Raw genomic sequence first — 18,806 nt, 5'->3', positions numbered from 1 at the left:
TGGTGGCCAATCTGGAGATCTTGCGGGAAGATCTCGCTTGGCGAAAGAAACCAATATGCAGTTTAAGTCCATACAAATGAAAATAGCCGTGCTTGCAGGTCTTTGCGTCCTGTCGGCCACGGCTGGCCTGGTCGGCTATGGCATTGTCTCCGCCGGGCAGACAAGGGATTTTGTCGGCGATAACGTCACCAAGCTCACCGAAGCCAAAACCCGTGAAGCCCTCTCCACGCTCGCTTCCACCCAATCGGGCATTATCCGGTCATCGCTGGATGGCGCTTTCGATGCCGCACGGAACCTGGCACGCAGTTTTGAGGTCGTTGCAGGCGACAAGGTCCATGGTACGGCGGTGGAGCTGAGGCGCGGGCAACTTAACGCCATGTTGCTGAACCTGCTCAAGGATAATCCACGTTTCAACGGCACCTATAGCGCCTGGGAGCCGAACGCGCTCGATGGCAATGACAGCCAGTTCCGCGACCGCCGCGATCTGGGGTCCGATTCGACGGGGCGCTTCCTGCCCTATTGGACCCGGGATGCGGCGGGCAAGATCGCCATTCAGCCGCTTGTCGAATATGACAGTGCGGAATTGCATCCGAATGGAGTGATGAAGGGCGGCTGGTATATCGGCCCGCAGCAAGGAGGGGGCGAGAGCATTCTCGATCCATTGCCCTATATCGTTCAGGGCAAGAACGTGTTTCTTGCCACCATGTCTGTGCCGATCATGATTGATGGCAAGTTTCGAGGTGTCGCCGGGGCCGATTTCGATCTCGGCTTCGTGCAGAAGCTGGCAGAGGAGGTGCGCGCCTCAATCTACGGCGGCAAGGCCGGCGTTAAGATCGTCAGTTACAAGGGGCTGGTGGTCGCCGATAGCGAGCATCCCGATACAATCGGGCAGCGTTTTGACAAGACGATACCAGCGCTCTCCAGCCTTCTGCCGATGATTCAGGCTGGCAAGGCCGACGTTCTTGCCGATGCCGATCAGTTTCAGGCATTTTCCCCAATCGCCATCGGGCGTACCAAGACACCATGGTCGGTGATCGTGTCTGTGCCCAGGCCGGTGGCGATGGCCGAGGCAATCAGCCTGGACCAGGCGCTGACCCAGCGCGGCGGCAGCGATATCATCTTCCAGGCTATCGTCGCCCTTATCATCGCGGCCGGCGGTATCGGCGCCATGTGGTTCGTGGCGCTCAGCATTGCCAAGCCCATCCGGGCCATGACGGCCAGCATGGGCCAGCTTGCCGGTGGCGAGACGGATATCACCATTCCTGGCGCGGGCAGGGCCGATGAAATCGGTGCTATGGCCGATGCGGTCGGCGTGTTCCGTGACAATGCCGTCGCTAACCGCCAGTTGGAGCAGGATGCGGCCGCCAGCCGCCAGACGACGGAAACCGAACGCCGCCGCACCGCAGAAGTCGACAGATTGCGGGCCGAAGCGATGGCCCAGGCCACGTCCGGCCTTGCCGATGGCCTCAAGCATCTTGCCAATGCCGATCTGACGTTCCGGCTGGACCAGCCCTTCGCGCCAGAATTCGAAAGCCTGCGGGCCGATTTCAACGCGGCCATCACCCAGTTGCGCGAGGCGATGATCGCCGTGACCCAGGCCTCGCAATCGATTGACAATGGCTCACTGGAAATCAGCGGTAGTTCCGATGAACTGTCGAAGCGCACGGAACAACAGGCGGCATCGCTGGAAGAGACGGCGGCGGCCCTCGACCAGATCACCGCCAATGTCGGCAATTCTTCCAAGCGTGCCGAAGAAGCCAGAACAGTCGCCGTCGAGGCCAATAGCAGTGCGACCAGCTCGGGCCGTGTTGTGGCGGATGCGGTCAATGCCATGCAGCGCATCGAACAATCGTCCAACCAGATCGCCAATATTATCGGGGTGATCGATGAGATTGCTTTCCAGACCAATCTTCTGGCGCTGAACGCTGGCGTGGAAGCGGCGCGGGCGGGCGAGGCTGGCAAGGGTTTTGCCGTCGTCGCTCAGGAAGTCCGCGAGCTTGCCCAGCGCTCTGCCCAGGCGGCCCGCGAAATCAAGGAACTGATCCGCAATTCGACGGTCGAAGTGGACAGAGGCGTGGAACTGGTGCGCAATACCGGCGAATCACTAAAGACCATTGTGGATTATATCGTGACGATCAATCGGCATATGGATGCCATTGCTCTGTCCGCACGCGAACAGTCCGTCGGTCTGTCCGAAGTCAACACCGCTGTAAACCAGATGGACCAGGTAACCCAGAAAAATGCCGCCATGGTCGAGGAAACCAATGCGGCGAGTGCGGCGCTGGCCTCCGAGGCAACGGTTCTGCTTGATCTGGTCCGGCGGTTTAATCTTCATCCCGCCCATGGAGCCACCGGTTCCCAGCCATCGACCGGTTTGCGGCGGGTGGGGTGAGTACCCTACTGCCCGCATCCATCCCAGTGTCGGGTGCGGGCTATCACGGCGTAAATTTCCGGTTCCATTTTGTTCTGTTCGGGGGCATGGTCCGGCGCAATGAGCACCGAATCGTCAGATCTGTTTGGTCCGCGCGCCAAGGCCGGTCCTGCCCGCCGCGCCGTCCCCGTCCTGGTGCCCTTGCCGGCGCCGGGGCCTTACAGTTACGCCGTTCCCGATGAGATGATGCTGACGCCTGGCGCCATCGTGCAGGTGCCGCTTGGGCCGCGCAAAGTGGTTGGCGTTGTCTGGGACGGCGACGATGATGGGGCCAAGGTTGATCCCGCCAAATTGCGTAGTATTGAGAAACTGTTCGATTGCCCTCCGTTGGATGCGGGCATGCGCCGGTTCATCGACTGGGTGGCGGCCTATACTCTTTCTCCACCCGGATTGGTGGCTCGCATGGCTTTGCGCGCGCCTGCCGCCTTCGATCCTGACCCGATGATCGAAGGTTTACGCTACAGCGGTCATGCCCCGGAAAAACTGACCCCGGCTCGCAGGAAAGTGCTGGAATTGGCTGAGGATGGGCTTTCCTGGACCAAGAGCGGGCTTGCTCATGCGGCAGGGGTCTCGACCTCGGTTGTTGATGGCATGGCAAAGCTCGGCCTGTTTGAAACCGTATTTCTGCCGCCTCCACCGCTGGTGGCGCTGCCGGACTCGGATTACGCCGCCCATCGTCTTTCCGGTCCGCAACTGGGTGCAGCTGAGGTGTTGGTGGAAAGTGTTCGGGACGGCGGGTTTTCGGTGGCATTGATTGATGGCGTCACAGGGTCCGGCAAGACGGAAGTCTATTTCGAAGCAATTGCCGAAACCCTGCGTCAGGGCCGCCAGGTGCTGATCCTTTTGCCGGAAATCGCCCTGACCACGGCGTTTCTGGAAAGATTTCAGGACCGGTTTGGCGCCAAGCCCGGCGAATGGCATTCCGATCTTGCCACCCGGACCCGTGAAAAAGTCTGGCGTCAGACAGCGACAGGCGACATCCGGGTGGTGGCCGGTGCGCGTTCGGCGCTGTTTCTGCCCTTTGCCGATCTGGGGCTGATCATTGTCGATGAAGAGCATGATCCGGCCTTCAAGCAGGAAGACAGGGTGTTTTATAATGCCCGCGACATGGCGGTGGTGCGGGCGCGGATTGCTGGCATTCCCGCCGTGCTGGTCTCGGCCACGCCATCCGTCGAAAGCCAGGTCAACAGTTATAGCGGTCGCTACAAGCGTATTCACCTGCCAACCCGTTTTGCCGATGCGGCGATGCCGGATCTGCATCTTGTCGATATGCGCCGCCATCCGCCGGAAAGGGGCGGGTTTCTTTCGCCTCTCATGCTGCGGGCCATCGGCAAGACGGTGGAAAAACAGCAGCAGGCGCTGTTGTTTCTCAATCGGCGGGGCTATGCGCCGCTCACGCTGTGCCGGGTCTGCGGCCACCGTTTCCAATGTCCGCAATGTTCCAGCTGGCTGGTGGAGCACCGGTTTCGCGGCCAGATTCAATGCCATCAATGCGGTTATGCCGAGCCGACGCCCAATGCCTGCCCCGAATGCGGGACGCTGGACCATCTCGTTGCCTGCGGGCCGGGGGTGGAGCGGATTGCCGAGGAGGTGGAACGGCACTTCCCAGACGCGCGCACTCTGGTCTTGTCGTCGGATCTCGGCGGCGTCAAGCGGCTCAGACTGGAACTGGAAGCCATTGCCAAGGGCGAAGCGGATATTGTCATCGGCACGCAATTGGTGGCCAAGGGGCATAATTTCCCGCTGATGACGCTTGTCGGCATCGTCGATGCCGATATCGGTCTTGCCAATGGCGATCCACGCGCCGCTGAGCGAACCTTCCAATTGCTCAGTCAGGTGACGGGTCGGGCGGGGCGCACCGGCTTGAAAAGCCATGGACTTTTGCAGACCTATCAACCGCAGCATCCGGTGATGCAAGCCATCGTCTCCGGCGATGCCGATGCCTTTTATGAGCGGGAAATTACCGAGCGGGAGCGGGCGGTGCTGCCGCCTTACGGGCGGCTTGTCTCGATCATCGTGTCGGCGGACAACAGGGCGGATGCCGAAACACATGCCCGGCAATTGCGCCAGGCCGCCCCTGCCGTCAGCGGCATCGCCATTCTGGGGCCAGCCGAGGCACCGCTGGCGTTGATCCGTGGCCGCCATCGTTTCCGCCTGCTCATTCATGGCCGCAAAGCCAGCGACATGCAGGCTTTTGTCGCTGCGATGCTGAGCAACGGCCCGAAAGAGCGTCGCTCCATCCAGGTGCAAGTGGATGTCGATCCGCAGAGCTTTCTTTGATGCCGGGGAATACGACGGGTGATTTCCAATAATCCCTCGTAAAAAGGACCTTCAGCGCTTGAGGTGACGAAAGCCAGATATTGCGCCTGGATTTGCCTGTGGCATAAGAGCGCAAATACGATTCATCCTCCTGTTTTGCGCCGTATCCAGGCCTGAGACAGGGACGATCACAGAGGACCACCAGAGGCTGCTATGGAATTCTATTTTCCGACCGAAACCGGCGAGCAACTGGCCTTTGCCAGCGCCGCGCTCTTTGCCCTTCTGGGCCTGTTCATCATGTTTGCCCCGGGCATCACCCTTCGGGGGCTCGGCTTGAGCGGGTGGGAGGGCCGCCGGGAAGGGTTGGCCGCGCTACGTCTGGGTGGCGGCATGATGACCGGCCTTGGCGCAAGCGCCGTGATGCTGGCCCAGCCAATGCTCTATCTGGCCTATGGGATCACTCTGGGGGTCGGGCTGTTTGGTTTGATTTTGTCGATCCTGTCGGACCATGGGGGAGCTCGCGGAGCGACCTGGCGCAATTTTCTACTTATAATTGCCGTTACTGTTTTAGGCATTTTGCCTTTCATCTACGTCTTTGGCCTAGTGTGACGCGATTTCGCGCAATCCGCCTCATTAATTTGACGGTGAAGATCACAAAATCGTCAAAAGCGGGTTGCCCTCCTCGTTTATTCCGTTAATACCCGTGTTGCGAGTCCGGGGATCGTATGCTAGACGGACCGCAAATTTGGACGATACAAGCTGCACTGCTTGTGAAGTCCGGGGGAAAACTTAAACGATATCAAACTGGTGTTGCGCCAGCCGGCGCATGCGACAGTTTTGAGTAACATTCAGGGAATTTTGTGCCCGTGGCAGACACATCCCAGCCTATGTCCGGTCAGCCGGTTTCCGCAGTTGCAGAGCGCTATGCGTCGTCGCTTTTCGAGCTGGCGCGCGAGGCGGATTCTGTGGATGCGGTGGCTGGTGATCTCAATCGTTTCCAGGCGATGATCGACGAGAGCGTTGATCTGCAGCGGCTGGTGACCAGCCCGGCCTTCACCAGCGAGCAGCAGGCTTCTGCCATCGCAGCTCTGTGTGACAAGGCTGAAATTGGCGGCCTCGTCGGCAATTTCCTGAAGCTCGTTACAGCCAATCGTCGCCTGTTTGCCGTTCCCGGCATGATCGCAGCCTTCCGCATTATCGCGGCGCGCCACCGTGGCGAACTGGCTGCTGATGTGACCTCTGCTCATGCGCTGACCCCGGCGCAGGAAACCGAACTGAAGGAGGCGCTGAAGAGCGCGACCGGAAAGACCGTTACGATGTTCGTGACTGTCGATCCGTCTCTCCTGGGTGGTCTGATCGTCAAGATCGGCTCCCGTCAGATAGACACGTCTCTTCGCACCAAACTTTCCACCCTTAAGCTTGCACTGAAAGAGGTTGGCTGATGGATATCCGCGCCGCGGAAATTTCCGCAATTCTGAAAAATCAAATCAAGAACTTTGGCCAGGACGCTGAAGTTTCCGAAGTCGGCCAGGTTCTGTCCGTCGGTGACGGTATTGCCCGCGTCTACGGTCTGGACAATGTTCAGGCCGGTGAAATGGTCGAGTTTCCCGGTGGTATCCGGGGTATGGCGCTGAACCTCGAATCCGACAATGTCGGCGTGGTTATCTTCGGCTCCGACCGCGACATCAAGGAAGGCGACACCGTTAAGCGGACCGGCGCCATCGTTGAAGTTCCTGTTGGTCCTGAGCTGCTGGGTCGCGTTGTTGACGCTCTCGGCAATCCGATTGACGGCAAAGGTCCGATCAACTCGGCAATCCGTTCGCGCGTTGACGTCAAGGCTCCTGGTATTATTCCGCGCAAGGGCGTTCATGAGCCGATGTCGACAGGCATCAAGGCTATCGATGCTCTGATCCCGGTTGGTCGCGGCCAGCGCGAGTTGGTCATTGGCGACCGTCAGACCGGCAAGACCGCCATCATTCTCGACACCTTCCTCAATCAGAAGCCTGCACATGATGCTGGTGGCGATGACAAGATGTTCTGCGTTTACGTGGCTATCGGCCAGAAGCGCTCCACCGTCGCCCAGTTCGTCAAGGTTCTGGAAGAGCGTGGCGCTCTGAAATACTCCATCATCATCGCGGCAACCGCTTCTGATCCTGCTCCTATGCAGTATCTGGCTCCGTTCGCTGGCTGCACGATGGGCGAATATTTCCGCGATAAGGGCCAGCACGCCCTGATCGCTTACGACGACTTGTCCAAGCAGGCTGTTGCTTACCGTCAGATGTCGCTGTTGCTGCGTCGTCCTCCGGGCCGCGAAGCTTATCCTGGTGACGTTTTCTATCTGCATTCGCGTCTGCTTGAGCGTGCTGCCAAGCTCTCCGACGAGCGTGGCGCTGGTTCGCTCACCGCTCTGCCGGTGATTGAAACCCAGGGCAACGACGTGTCGGCCTTCATTCCGACCAACGTGATCTCGATCACCGACGGCCAGATCTTCCTTGAAACCGACCTGTTCTATCAAGGCATTCGTCCCGCTGTGAACGTTGGTTTGTCGGTTTCGCGTGTTGGTTCTGCCGCTCAGATCAAGGCCATGAAGCAGGTTGCTGGCTCGATCAAGGGTGAGCTTGCCCAGTATCGTGAAATGGCCGCCTTCGCCCAGTTCGGTTCCGACCTTGATGCTGCCACGCAGCGCTTGCTGAACCGTGGTGCGCGCCTCACCGAACTTTTGAAGCAGCCGCAATTTTCCCCGTTGAAGGTGGAGGAGCAGGTTGTTGTGATTTTCGCTGGTGTCAACGGATATCTCGATAAGCTTGCCGTCAGTGATGTCGGTCGGTTTGAGCATGGCGTGCTTTCCTATCTCCGGACAGAAGGCAAGGACATTCTCGATGCAATCCGCACGGAGAAGGCTATCAGCGACGACGTCAAGGGCAAGCTCAAGACTGCTCTCGATACGTTCGCAAAGTCTTTCGCCTAAATCGGACTCGAGCCAAGGACGGATTAACGGATGCCTTCACTAAAGGATCTGAAAAACCGGATCGCCTCCGTCAAGGCGACGCAGAAAATCACCAAAGCGATGAAAATGGTCGCTGCGGCTAAGTTGCGTCGTGCGCAGGAGGCGGCCGAGGCCGCCCGGCCGTATTCCCAGCGCATGGGCGCCGTTCTCGCCAATATCGCCCAGGCGGTTGGCAGTGATGACGGCGTGTCCACGCTGATGACGGGCACTGGCAAGGACGACGTGCATCTGCTCGTCGTCTGCACGGCCGAGCGTGGTCTTTGCGGCGGTTTCAATTCACAGATCTCGCGCTTTGCGCGTGATCATGTGCGCAGCTTGCTGGCAGCGGGTAAGACCGTGAAGATCTATTGCGTCGGCAAGAAGGGCTATGACAGTTTGCGCCGGGAATTCGGTGCATTGATCGTCGAGCGGACAGAGTTTCGCGAGGTCAAGCGCGTTGCGTTTGAAAATGCGGATACGGTTGCTCGCAAGGTGATCTCCATGTTCGACAAGGGCGAATTCGACGTCTGCACCTTGTTCTATTCGGAGTTCAAGTCGGTTATAAGCCAGATCCCGACAGCCCGTCAGTTGATTCCAGCGGCTGTTGGCGATGCTCCGGCAGCTTCCAGCAGCGCTGCCGCGATCTATGATTACGAACCGGATGCGGCTTCGATCTTGTCCGACCTGATCCCGCGCAACATTGCGGTGCAGATTTTCCGTGCGCTTCTTGAAAATGCCGCCGGTGAAATGGGCGCTAAAATGAGCGCTATGGACAATGCCACGCGCAACGCCGGTGAGATGATCAACAAGTTGACGCTGAGTTACAATCGCCAGCGGCAGGCCAAGATCACCACCGAACTCATCGAAATCATTGCAGGCGCCGAAGCGCTCTGAGCTTGAACAAAAGAGGGTATGAATATGGCTAGGGCAGCGACCCAGACATCTCCCGCAGCGGGCAAGGTGACCCAGGTCATCGGCGCCGTCGTCGATGTGAAATTCGACGGCGTCTTGCCGCCGATCCTGAATGCGTTGGAAACAGAAAACGGCGGCCATCGTCTGATTCTGGAAGTGGCGCAGCATCTCGGTGAAAATGTGGTGCGGACCATTGCCATGGACTCGACCGAAGGTCTGGTACGTGGTCAACCGGTTTCCGATACCGGCGCTCCGATCTCCGTGCCTGTCGGTGACGAAACGCTCGGACGTATTCTGAACGTCATCGGGGAACCGGTCGACGAACTTGGGCCGGTGACGACGACTGCTCGTCGCGCGATTCACCAGCCTGCTCCTGAGTATGTTGAGCAATCGACTGAATCTCAGATTTTGGTGACCGGCATCAAGGTTGTTGACCTTCTCGCTCCTTACGCCAAGGGCGGTAAGATCGGCCTGTTCGGCGGCGCGGGCGTTGGCAAGACCGTTTTGATCATGGAATTGATCAACAACGTTGCTAAGGCACACGGCGGCTACTCGGTGTTTGCTGGCGTGGGTGAACGTACCCGCGAAGGCAATGACCTGTACCATGAAATGATCGAATCCAAGGTGAACGTCGACCCGCATGAAAACGGTGGTTCTGCTGCTGGTTCCAAGTGCGCCCTCGTTTATGGCCAGATGAACGAGCCTCCAGGTGCGCGTGCGCGCGTGGCCTTGACCGGTCTGACCATCGCTGAAGACTTCCGCGACAAGGGCCAGGACGTTCTGTTCTTCGTGGACAACATCTTCCGCTTCACGCAGGCTGGGTCTGAAGTGTCGGCTCTTCTGGGTCGTATTCCTTCGGCGGTTGGTTATCAGCCAACGCTGGCAACCGACATGGGTGCTCTTCAGGAACGCATCACCACCACGAACAAGGGCTCGATTACCTCTGTTCAGGCCATTTACGTTCCCGCCGACGACTTGACCGACCCGGCTCCGGCAACGTCGTTTGCCCACTTGGATGCAACGACGGTTCTGAACCGCTCGATCGCTGAAAAGGGTATTTACCCGGCTGTTGACCCGCTCGACTCCACCTCGCGCATGCTCGACCCGATGGTTGTCGGTGAAGAACATTACGAAGTGGCCCGTAAGGTTCAGTCGACTCTGCAGCGCTACAAGTCGCTCCAGGACATCATCGCCATTCTTGGGATGGACGAACTGTCCGAAGACGACAAGATTGCGGTTGCCCGCGCCCGTAAGATCGAGCGCTTCCTGTCGCAGCCGTTCCACGTTGCCGAAATCTTCACCGGTTCGCCAGGCAAGCTGGTGTCGCTGGAAGACACGATCAAGGGCTTCAAGGGTCTGGTCAATGGCGACTACGACCATATGCCGGAAGCCGCCTTCTACATGGTCGGCTCAATGGACGAAGCCATTGAAAAGGCAAAGAAGCTGGCAGCTGTTGCTGCCTGATCCATGGATCGACGAACGCACGGTTTTTGACCGTGCGTTCAGTTTCCAGCGTTAGAAAGTAAAAAGCCATGGCTGACAATTTCAATTTCGAATTCGTTTCCCCCGAGCGGTTACTGATCTCGGAAAAGGTAAGCGAGGTTGTCATTCCGGCGACCGAAGGTGAGATGACCGTCATGGCCCACCATGCGCCGACGATGACTGTGATCAAGCCTGGTGTCGTAACGGTGAAGTTCGCTTCTGGAAAAACCGGAAAATATGTGATTTTCGGTGGATTTGCCGATATCACGCCGGAAAGACTGACCTTGTTGGCGGAAAGTGCCGTACCGGTCGATGAATTGAGCCGCGATACGCTGATGAAGCGGATCGAGTTGGCCAAGGCTGAGCTGGATGATACGGAAAATCACGAACATCGCACCAAGCTGGAACAGTTCTTGAACGCAATGACGCATCTGAATGGAATCCTGGTTCCAGCCTGATTGACGCTGCTCTCCATTTTCAGGTTTTCAAGGCGGCCCTCGGGGCCGCTTTTTTGTGGTGAAATCGAAAGCCGGCTGATTTCATCAGGCATGCTTAAAATCCTGTATTTTTTTGAGTTTAGCGCATCGTCTTTTCGCTCAATCCGGTTGGATTTGGGAAAATATGCAGAAGCGGTCGATGATTTTTAAAATGCTTTTCGATCGTTCCATTCAATGTGCGCTCTTCCCGTTTTGAGATTAAGATAAACGGTCCGAAAGCTTCGCTTTCCTGCTATTCAGTATTGAACAGGCCGAGCCTGTGTTTTGGGTGCTGGTGTATCTGGTCGTTTTCCCGATATTCTTTGTCGCTCATGGCACAGCGCAATTGCTAATTCCATCAGGCACCGATGCCGTTCAAACGCAATCCACCGACATTCCTCTCTCAAATGATTGCGCTAGCACTATTTTTTATGTCCCAAGGGGTCATTCTATCTCAAAAATGGCCGGATGCCGCGGTTGACACTCGCCTCACGTAACGTCACTGTCGCCACTTAATCAGAAGTAATACACCTCTCAATCGATTTAGAAGTGAAGTAAAAACGGTGCATGTGACGAACGCAATGGACCTTCATAAGCACGGTAGCATGGGGAAAACATAAGGACGTCCGGCATCGCATTTCGTGCATTTTTTGCCGGTTTGACATTATGGTGTAGTCTATAACAGTGTCTTTCAACCCTTTGGGATCGAAGAGATTTCGCAGCAGATCTCCATGCGGAGATGCGCGAAGATGCATGAATACGGGGTCAGTAACGCGGGTGGTTTCGCGGTCAGGAGTGGGGACATGAAGGTCGGCATAGTGGGAGCGGGCATGGTGGGCAGTGCATCGGCCTATGCGTTAACAATGCTTGGCATCGCCTCGGAAATCGTGCTGGTTGATTATAATACGGATCTGGCCCAAGCCCAGGCCGAGGACATATCCCACGCCGTGCCATTCGTCTCTGCAACCCTTGTGCGGGCCGGACATTATGATGATTTCGCTGGAGCGGGGGTGGTTATCATCTCGGCAGGTGTCAGCCAGAAACCGGGTGAAACCCGGCTCGAGTTGCTTGGCCGCAATGCGGAAGTCTTCCGGCAGGTCGTGGACCAGGTTCTCGCAGCCGCACCGAATGCTATTTTGCTGATCGCTTCCAATCCTGTCGACATCATGACCGATATCGCGACCCGGCTCTCGGGCCTTGCGCCACAAAGAGTGATCGGCTCCGGCACCATACTCGACACCGCGCGGTTTCGCAGCTTGCTGGGGCGGTATCTGGAGATTTCGCCGCAATCGGTCCATGCCTATGTTCTGGGCGAGCATGGCGATAGCGAAGTGTTGGCCTGGTCGAATGCCATGGTTGGCGCCGTGCCATTGATGTCTTTTGCCGAACAGGCGGGCAAGCCGGTGACAGACACGGTTCGCAGTGAGATCGACGCGGGTGTGCGGCACGCCGCCGACAAGATTATCAAGGGAAAAGGTGCCACCTATTACGGTATCGGTGCCGGTCTGGCGCGGATCGTCAAGGCGATTGCCAGCGATCAGCGTGATGTGCTTTCCGTTTCCAGCGTCACTGCGGAGTTGGCTGGCGTCACCAATGTCGCGGCATCCGTTCCACGGGTGATTGGCTCAAGTGGAATTCTGATGGATCTTGTGCCTGATCTTGACGAAACAGAGCGGATTGCCTTGGCCAAGAGCGCGAGGATGCTGAAGGATCTCGCGTTGTCTGTGCCATGTTGAGCAGTTTTTGTCCGTCGCTGATCCGCCTCCCTTCATCCGGTATTCAGCAGTCCGTAGACATTGTCATTCGATGGAACCTATGATCGCTTCTTCAACAGACGCCGAAACGCCGGCGAGCCAATTGGCCAACTTCATGCAGAAAGCAGCAGGCGCCGCTGCTCTTCTGAAGGCGCTGTCCCATGAAAACCGGCTGTTGATCCTGTGTATTCTCAGCGAAGGGGAAAAGACGGTCGGCGAGTTGGAAGCGCTCCTGCAATTGCAGCAGGCCATTGTGTCACAGCAATTGGCTCGGTTGCGGATGGACAATCTGGTGGAAAGCCGGCGGTCGGGGCGCCAGATTTATTATTCGATCACCAATCCGGCGGTGAAGGAACTGGTATCGGTGCTGTACCAGATGTATTGTTCGCCTGCGGGCGAGGAGACGACATTCGACCTGCGTGATTGATGCGCATGGGACTGCCGACAAAGGACGTGCTTCGGCCTTTCCGATGATTCAAGACTCGGGCGACAGGCGGGGCAGCGATGATCGACAAGCTGGAATTTTTCATTGCTCTTGCCCGTGCCCAGCATTTTGGTCGCGCGGCGGAAGAATGCGGCATTTCCCAGCCCACGCTATCAGCGGCGATCCGCCAGCTTGAGGATCAACTGGGCGTGATCCTGGTGCAGCGCGGTTCCCGGTTTCAAGGCCTGACGCCCGAGGGGCAGCGGGTGCTGGAATGGGCGCGGCGGATTGTCGGTGATGCGCGCACCATGCGCGAGGAAATGCGGGCGGCGCGCAATGGTCTGGCCGGACATATTCGCCTCGCGGTGATCCCAACGGCGTTGGCCATGGTGCAGAGGCTGACAGAGCCATTTCAGGCGCATCACCCGGCTGTGACGTTCCAGGTGGTGTCGCGCAATTCTCTCCAGGTCCTCAGCCTTCTGGAAAATCTGGAGATTGATGCGGGCATCACCTATCTCGACAATGAACCGCTTGGCCGGGTGACGTCTGTGCCGCTCTATGCCGAGCGTTATCACCTGATTGCGGCGACCGGCACGCCGCTGGCCGACCGGGAAAGCGTGACGTGGCAAGAGGTTTCGGATCTTCGGCTTTGCCTATTGACGCCCGATATGCAGAACCGGCGCATCATCAATCAGCATTTCACCGAGGCGGGGGTGGTGCCTCGGCCGACGCTGGAATCCAACTCGATGATCGTGTTGTTTTCTCATATCCGGACCGGGCAATGGTCGTCGATCATGCCGCGTAACGTTGCGGAATCCTTCGGTTTCCCCGAGGAAATTCGTATGGTGCCGATTGTCGAGCCGCAGGCCCAGCATCTGGTTGGGCTGGTGGCGACCCATCGTGAACCCTATACGCCGCTGGTTTCAGCGCTATTGCATGAGGCACGCCGCCTCGCAGCCGCACAAGCCTTTGATAGGTTTTTTCTATCGCGTAACGATAAAGCGGTATTGACCTGAGTGACAGGCTGAATTCATTCTCGCAAAATGGGTGAGTGTACCGTCTTGCCGCACGACGCATGGCGTCGTTGCTGGCTGATGAGGAGGACGCGATGAATATGCATGTGGTTGCGGAGGCCGATATGGATAGGGTGGAGGCGATCATTGATGGCCTCAAGCATCTCGAAGGCCCCCTTTTGCCGATCCTGCATGAAATTCAACGCGAATTCGGGTGCGTGCCTGATAGCGCCAAACCGGTGATTGCTCGTGCCTTGAACCTGTCGCGGGCCGAAGTGCATGGGGTCGTCAGTTTCTACCATGATTTTCGCGATCATCCCTCCGGTCGCCATGTCCTGAAACTCTGTCGGGCCGAGGCTTGCCAATCCCTAGGTGGCGAGCCTCTCGGCGAAACGATCAAGGCCCGGCTCGGTATCGATTGGCATGAAACCACCGCTGATGGCGCGGTGACTCTGGAGCCCGTCTTCTGTCTTGGGCTCTGTGCTTGCGCGCCCGCCGCCATGCTGGACGGGGAATTGCATGGTCGGTTGGATGAGCACTGTCTTGACGAACTGCTGATGGAGGCCCGTCGATGAGCGGGCCGATGAGCATCACCGTTTTCGTTCCTCGGGATGCCGCTGCTCTGGCGGTCGGGGCTGATAAGGTTGCCGCCGCCATCCAGCGGGAAGCTGCGGCACGTCATGCCGATGTGACGATCATTCGCAATGGATCTCGCGGCATGCTTTGGCTTGAAACCCTGGTCGAAGTGCGCACGGAAAGCGGCCGGATCGCCTATGGTCCAGTCAAGCCTTCCGATGTCGCTGGCCTGTTCGACGCCGGGTTTTTGACGGGAGCTACCCATCCGCTCTGTCATGGCTTGACCAGCGATATTCCTTTTCTGAAGAACCAGACCCGGCTGACCTTTTCCCGTTGCGGCATTACCGATCCGCTGTCTCTGGAAGATTATCGGCATTACAAGGGCCTGACCGGCCTCGCAAAAGCGATTGCCATGCTGCCCACCGACATTGTCGCCCAGGTCACCGAAAGCGGCCTTCGTGGTCGCGGCGGGGCAGGTTTCCCGACCGGAATCAAATGGAAAACCGTGGCGGACGCCAAAGCCGACCAGAAATACATCGTTTGCAATGCCGATGAGGGCGATAGCGGCACCTTTGCGGACCGGATGATCATGGAGGGTGATCCCTTCGTGCTGATCGAAGGCATGGTGATTGCCGGGATCGCTGTCGGTGCCACCAAGGGCTATGTCTATACCCGCTCGGAATATCCTCATGCCATCGCCGTGATGCGTGAAGCAATCGAGATCGCCCGCAAACAGGGTATTCTGGGAGCATCCGTGTTAGGCTCTGCTTACGCTTTCGACATGGACGTCCGCGAGGGGGCCGGTGCCTATGTCTGTGGTGAGGAAACCTCGCTGCTCAACAGCCTGGAAGGCAAGCGTGGTGTGGTGCGCGCCAAGCCGCCGCTTCCGGCGCTGGAGGGGCTGTTTGGTAAGCCAACCGTTGTCAACAATGTCATGTCGCTGGCGTCCATTTCTGTGATCATGGATCGCGGCGCGCAGTTCTACCGTGATTATGGCGTTGGCCGGTCGCATGGCACCATCCCGATCCAGATTGCTGGGAATGTCAAACACGGTGGCCTTTACGAGACCGCCTTTGGCCTGACGCTGGGCGAGATTATCAACGATATCGGCGGCGGCACCCTCACGGGCCGTCCGGTAAAGGCGGTGCAGGTGGGCGGGCCGCTGGGCGCTTATTTCCCGCCCTCGCTGTTCAATACGGTGTTCGACTATGAAGCCTTTACCGCAGCCGGTGGCTTGATCGGCCATGCCGGGATTGTGGTCTTCGATGACAGCGCCGATATGCTGAAACAGGCCCGGTTTGCCATGGAATTCTGCGCGGTCGAAAGCTGCGGCAAGTGTACGCCCTGTCGGATTGGCTCGACGCGAGGCGTCGAAACCGTGGACCGGATTGCCAAGGGCATTGAGCCTGAAAAGAACAAAGTGCTGCTGGAAGATCTCTGCAACACCATGAAATTCGGATCGCTTTGCGCGCTTGGTGGCTTTACGCCCTATCCTGTCATGAGCGCGATGACGCATTTCCCGCAGGATTTTGCGCCTGCCCCCCTTGTTGAAGCGGCGGAGTAAAGACCATGTCTCTGATCCATGAAATTGACTACGGCACCCCGGCTTCCTCATCCACCGAAACTGTGACGCTGACCATTGATGGCCGCGAGGTGACGGTGGCAGTAGGCACGTCGATCATGCGGGCCTCGATGGAGGCGGGCATTCAGGTGCCGAAGCTGTGCGCCACCGATATGGTGGATGCCTTCGGTTCCTGTCGGCTCTGTCTGGTGGAGGTCGAGGGCCGCAATGGAACCCCGGCCTCCTGCACCACGCCCTGTGCGCCCGGCATCGTCGTTCACACCCAGACGGAGCGGCTAAAGCAGATCCGCAAGGGGGTGATGGAGCTGTATATTTCCGATCATCCGCTGGACTGCCTGACCTGTGCCGCCAATGGGGATTGCGAGTTGCAGGACATGGCAGGGGCCGTGGGCCTGCGCGATGTTCGCTATGGCTATGAGGGTGACAACCACGTCAAGACGCGGTCCGGTGACGGGTTAAATGCCCGCTACATGCCGAAGGACGAAAGCAATCCCTATTTTACCTATGATCCCTCCAAATGCATTGTCTGTTCGCGGTGTGTGCGGGCCTGCGAGGAAGTGCAAGGGACGTTTGCACTGACCATTGAGGGGCGCGGCTTCGGTAGCCGGGTCTCGCCCGGTGCTCATGAGGCGTTTCTGGAATCGGAATGCGTTTCCTGCGGGGCCTGCGTGCAGGCATGTCCGACTGCGACACTGACGGAGAAATCCGTCATCGCCATTGGCCAGCCGGAGCATTCGCTGGTGACGACCTGCGCCTATTGCGGCGTTGGCTGCTCTTTCAAGGCGGAAATGCGCGGCGAAGAACTGGTGCGCATGGTGCCGTGGAAAGACGGTAAGGCCAATCGCGGCCATTCCTGCGTCAAGGGCCGGTTTGCCTATGGCTATGCCAGCCACAAGGATCGCATCCTCAACCCGATGGTTCGCGAGAAAATTACTGATCCCTGGCGGGAAGTGACCTGGGAGGAGGCCTTTGCCCATGTGGCCTCCGAATTCAAGCGGCTGCAATATCAATATGGTCGCGATTCCATTGGCGGCATTACCTCCTCGCGCTGCACCAATGAAGAAACCTATCTGGTGCAGAAGCTGATCCGGGCTGGCTTTGGCAATAACAATGTCGATACCTGCGCCCGTGTCTGCCATTCGCCAACCGGTTATGGTCTGGGCCAAGCCTTCGGGACGTCGGCGGGTACGCAGGATTTCGACAGTGTCGAGCATTCCGATGTGGTGCTCGTGATCGGTGCCAATCCGACCGATGGTCATCCGGTGTTTGGGTCGCGGCTGAAGAAACGGCTGCGGAAGGGCGCGAAGCTGATCGTTATCGATCCGCGCCGCATCGATCTGGTCAAGACGCCGCATGTCGAGGCGGCTTTCCATCTGCCGCTGAAGCCCGGCACCAATGTTGCCGTGCTGACGGCGCTGGCGCATGTGATCGTCACCGAAGGTCTGGCCAACGAAGCCTTTATCCGTGAGCGCTGCGACTGGTCGGAATTTGAGGATTGGGCGGCTTTTGTGGCCGAACCTCAGCACAGCCCGGAAGCAACTGAGGCGTTTACCGGCGTTCCCGCTGCCGATCTGCGTGGTGCGGCAAGACTTTATGCCACCGGCGGTAATGGCGCTATCTATTACGGGCTCGGTGTGACCGAACATAGCCAGGGCTCGACCACTGTCATGGCGATTGCCAATCTGGCCATGGCGACCGGCAATATCGGCCGTCCTGGTGTCGGGGTGAACCCGTTGCGTGGACAGAATAATGTGCAGGGCTCCTGCGACATGGGCTCTTTCCCCCATGAGCTGCCGGGCTATCGGCATATTTCCGACGATGCTACCCGCGAGACCTTCGAGAAGCTCTGGGGTGTGACGCTGAACAACGAGCCGGGCCTGCGCATTCCCAATATGCTGGATGCGGCGGTGGAAGGCACGTTCAAGGGGCTTTACGTCCAGGGTGAGGATATCTTGCAATCCGACCCGGATACCAAGCATGTTTCGGCAGGACTGGCGGCGATGGAATGCGTGGTGGTCCACGATCTGTTTTTGAATGAGACCGCCAATTACGCCCATGTCTTCCTGCCGGGCTCGACCTTCCTGGAAAAGGACGGCACATTTACCAATGCCGAGCGACGCATCAACCGGGTGCGCAAGGTGATGAGCCCGAAGAATGGCTATAGCGACTGGGAAGTGACCCAGAAAATGGCGCAGGCCATGGGGCTTGCCTGGAATTACAGCCATCCGTCGGAGATCATGGCGGAAATCGCTGCGACGACGCCAAGCTTCGCCGGTGTTTCCTATGAGATGCTGGAGGAAAAGGGGTCGGTGCAATGGCCGTGCAATGAGCAACATCCACTTGGTTCGCCGATCATGCATGTCGATGGCTTCGTGCGTGGCAAGGGTAAGTTTATCCGCACCGAATATGTGGCGACGGACGAGCGGACCGGCCCGCGTTTCCCGCTGCTGCTGACCACCGGTCGCATTCTGTCGCAGTATAATGTCGGCGCGCAGACGCGGCGCACCGAAAATACCGTCTGGCATGGCGAAGACCGGCTGGAAATCCATCCGCATGATGCCGAACAGCGCGGTATCAAGGAAGGAGACTGGATCAAGCTGGCCAGCCGCTCCGGTGATACAACGCTACGGGCATTGATCACTGATCGCGTCGCACCGGGCGTGGTCTATACCACCTTCCATCACCCCGATACGCAGGCCAATGTCATCACGACAGATTATTCCGACTGGGCGACCAATTGCCCGGAATATAAGGTGACCGCAGTGCAGGTTTCGCCCTCAAACGGCCCGACGGAATGGCAGCGGGACTATGATGAACTGTCGCGCCAGTCCCGCCGGATTTCCGGCAAGCTGGAAGCAGCGGAATAGGATGGCGGCCAGGGAGGATAGCGGGGAAGAGGGTTTTGCCGTCA

At 58.3% G+C, this 18,806-nt stretch carries 14 protein-coding genes; all 14 read left to right on the top strand.

Annotation, left to right across the window (positions count from 1 at the left end):
- Window positions 1-37: 37 nt before the first annotated feature.
- Window positions 38-2,392 (top strand): methyl-accepting chemotaxis protein, encoded by a 2,355-nt coding sequence (locus G6L01_RS15150; RefSeq protein ID WP_234902129.1) that lies wholly within the window; start codon window positions 38-40, stop codon window positions 2,390-2,392.
- Window positions 2,393-2,491: 99 nt separating this feature from the next.
- Entirely contained in the window at window positions 2,492-4,711 is a 2,220-nt protein-coding gene (locus tag G6L01_RS15145) for a primosomal protein N' (RefSeq protein WP_070164323.1), read from the top strand.
- Window positions 4,712-4,903: 192 nt separating this feature from the next.
- Complete coding sequence (locus tag G6L01_RS15140) at window positions 4,904-5,299, top strand: AGROH133_08824 family phage infection protein (protein WP_070164324.1); 396 nt, start codon at window positions 4,904-4,906, stop codon at window positions 5,297-5,299.
- Between the two features lie 251 nt (window positions 5,300-5,550).
- Complete coding sequence (locus G6L01_RS15135; protein ID WP_081344011.1) at window positions 5,551-6,132, top strand: F0F1 ATP synthase subunit delta; 582 nt, start codon at window positions 5,551-5,553, stop codon at window positions 6,130-6,132.
- Complete coding sequence (atpA, locus tag G6L01_RS15130) at window positions 6,132-7,658, top strand: F0F1 ATP synthase subunit alpha (protein WP_070152934.1); 1,527 nt, start codon at window positions 6,132-6,134, stop codon at window positions 7,656-7,658. The genes G6L01_RS15135 and atpA overlap by 1 nt, the downstream gene beginning before the upstream one ends.
- A gap of 30 nt (window positions 7,659-7,688) precedes the next feature.
- Window positions 7,689-8,570: a F0F1 ATP synthase subunit gamma gene (locus G6L01_RS15125; RefSeq protein WP_015917382.1), complete on the top strand. Its 882-nt coding sequence runs from the start codon at window positions 7,689-7,691 to the stop codon at window positions 8,568-8,570.
- A gap of 24 nt (window positions 8,571-8,594) precedes the next feature.
- Window positions 8,595-10,052 (top strand): F0F1 ATP synthase subunit beta, encoded by a 1,458-nt coding sequence (atpD, locus tag G6L01_RS15120; RefSeq protein ID WP_015917381.1) that lies wholly within the window; start codon window positions 8,595-8,597, stop codon window positions 10,050-10,052.
- A gap of 68 nt (window positions 10,053-10,120) precedes the next feature.
- A complete protein-coding gene (locus G6L01_RS15115; RefSeq protein ID WP_070164326.1) occupies window positions 10,121-10,528 on the top strand; it encodes a F0F1 ATP synthase subunit epsilon in 408 nt (135 codons plus the stop codon).
- Between the two features lie 821 nt (window positions 10,529-11,349).
- Window positions 11,350-12,282 carry an L-lactate dehydrogenase gene (locus G6L01_RS15110; RefSeq protein WP_070164327.1) on the top strand — a complete coding sequence of 311 codons (933 nt, stop codon included), beginning with the start codon at window positions 11,350-11,352 and terminating at the stop codon, window positions 12,280-12,282.
- A gap of 133 nt (window positions 12,283-12,415) precedes the next feature.
- Window positions 12,416-12,727: an ArsR/SmtB family transcription factor gene (locus tag G6L01_RS15105; RefSeq protein WP_139190193.1), complete on the top strand. Its 312-nt coding sequence runs from the start codon at window positions 12,416-12,418 to the stop codon at window positions 12,725-12,727.
- Between the two features lie 77 nt (window positions 12,728-12,804).
- Window positions 12,805-13,740 (top strand): LysR family transcriptional regulator, encoded by a 936-nt coding sequence (locus G6L01_RS15100; RefSeq protein ID WP_071206123.1) that lies wholly within the window; start codon window positions 12,805-12,807, stop codon window positions 13,738-13,740.
- Between the two features lie 92 nt (window positions 13,741-13,832).
- Entirely contained in the window at window positions 13,833-14,312 is a 480-nt protein-coding gene (locus G6L01_RS15095) for a formate dehydrogenase subunit gamma (protein WP_070164421.1), read from the top strand.
- 8 nt (window positions 14,313-14,320) lie between these two features.
- Window positions 14,321-15,877, top strand: a complete 1,557-nt coding sequence (locus G6L01_RS15090) for a formate dehydrogenase beta subunit (protein ID WP_070164420.1) — start codon at window positions 14,321-14,323, stop codon at window positions 15,875-15,877.
- A gap of 5 nt (window positions 15,878-15,882) precedes the next feature.
- On the top strand, window positions 15,883-18,762 hold the full coding sequence (fdhF, locus tag G6L01_RS15085) for a formate dehydrogenase subunit alpha (protein ID WP_070164330.1): 2,880 nt from the start codon (window positions 15,883-15,885) through the stop codon (window positions 18,760-18,762).
- Window positions 18,763-18,806: the final 44 nt, after the last annotated feature.

The organism is Agrobacterium vitis (assembly GCF_013337045.2).
GTDB lineage: Bacteria > Pseudomonadota > Alphaproteobacteria > Rhizobiales > Rhizobiaceae > Allorhizobium > Allorhizobium vitis_B.
Note: the sequence above shows the minus strand (reverse complement) of the source record. Positions and strands in the feature narration are given on the sequence as shown.

Bases quoted from the DNA above. Each gene is read 5' to 3' on its own strand.
- G6L01_RS15125 (WP_015917382.1), top strand. From the start codon at position 7,689: ATGCCTTCACTAAAGGATCTGAAAAACCGGATCGCCTCCGTCAAGGCG.
- G6L01_RS15115 (WP_070164326.1), top strand. From the start codon at position 10,121: ATGGCTGACAATTTCAATTTCGAATTCGTTTCCCCCGAGCGGTTACTG.
- G6L01_RS15100 (WP_071206123.1), top strand. From the start codon at position 12,805: ATGATCGACAAGCTGGAATTTTTCATTGCTCTTGCCCGTGCCCAGCAT.
- G6L01_RS15105 (WP_139190193.1), top strand. From the start codon at position 12,416: ATGCAGAAAGCAGCAGGCGCCGCTGCTCTTCTGAAGGCGCTGTCCCAT.
- fdhF (WP_070164330.1), top strand. From the start codon at position 15,883: ATGTCTCTGATCCATGAAATTGACTACGGCACCCCGGCTTCCTCATCC.
- G6L01_RS15090 (WP_070164420.1), top strand. From the start codon at position 14,321: ATGAGCATCACCGTTTTCGTTCCTCGGGATGCCGCTGCTCTGGCGGTC.
- atpD (WP_015917381.1), top strand. From the start codon at position 8,595: ATGGCTAGGGCAGCGACCCAGACATCTCCCGCAGCGGGCAAGGTGACC.
- G6L01_RS15110 (WP_070164327.1), top strand. From the start codon at position 11,350: ATGAAGGTCGGCATAGTGGGAGCGGGCATGGTGGGCAGTGCATCGGCC.
- G6L01_RS15140 (WP_070164324.1), top strand. From the start codon at position 4,904: ATGGAATTCTATTTTCCGACCGAAACCGGCGAGCAACTGGCCTTTGCC.
- G6L01_RS15095 (WP_070164421.1), top strand. From the start codon at position 13,833: ATGAATATGCATGTGGTTGCGGAGGCCGATATGGATAGGGTGGAGGCG.
- atpA (WP_070152934.1), top strand. From the start codon at position 6,132: ATGGATATCCGCGCCGCGGAAATTTCCGCAATTCTGAAAAATCAAATC.
- G6L01_RS15145 (WP_070164323.1), top strand. From the start codon at position 2,492: ATGAGCACCGAATCGTCAGATCTGTTTGGTCCGCGCGCCAAGGCCGGT.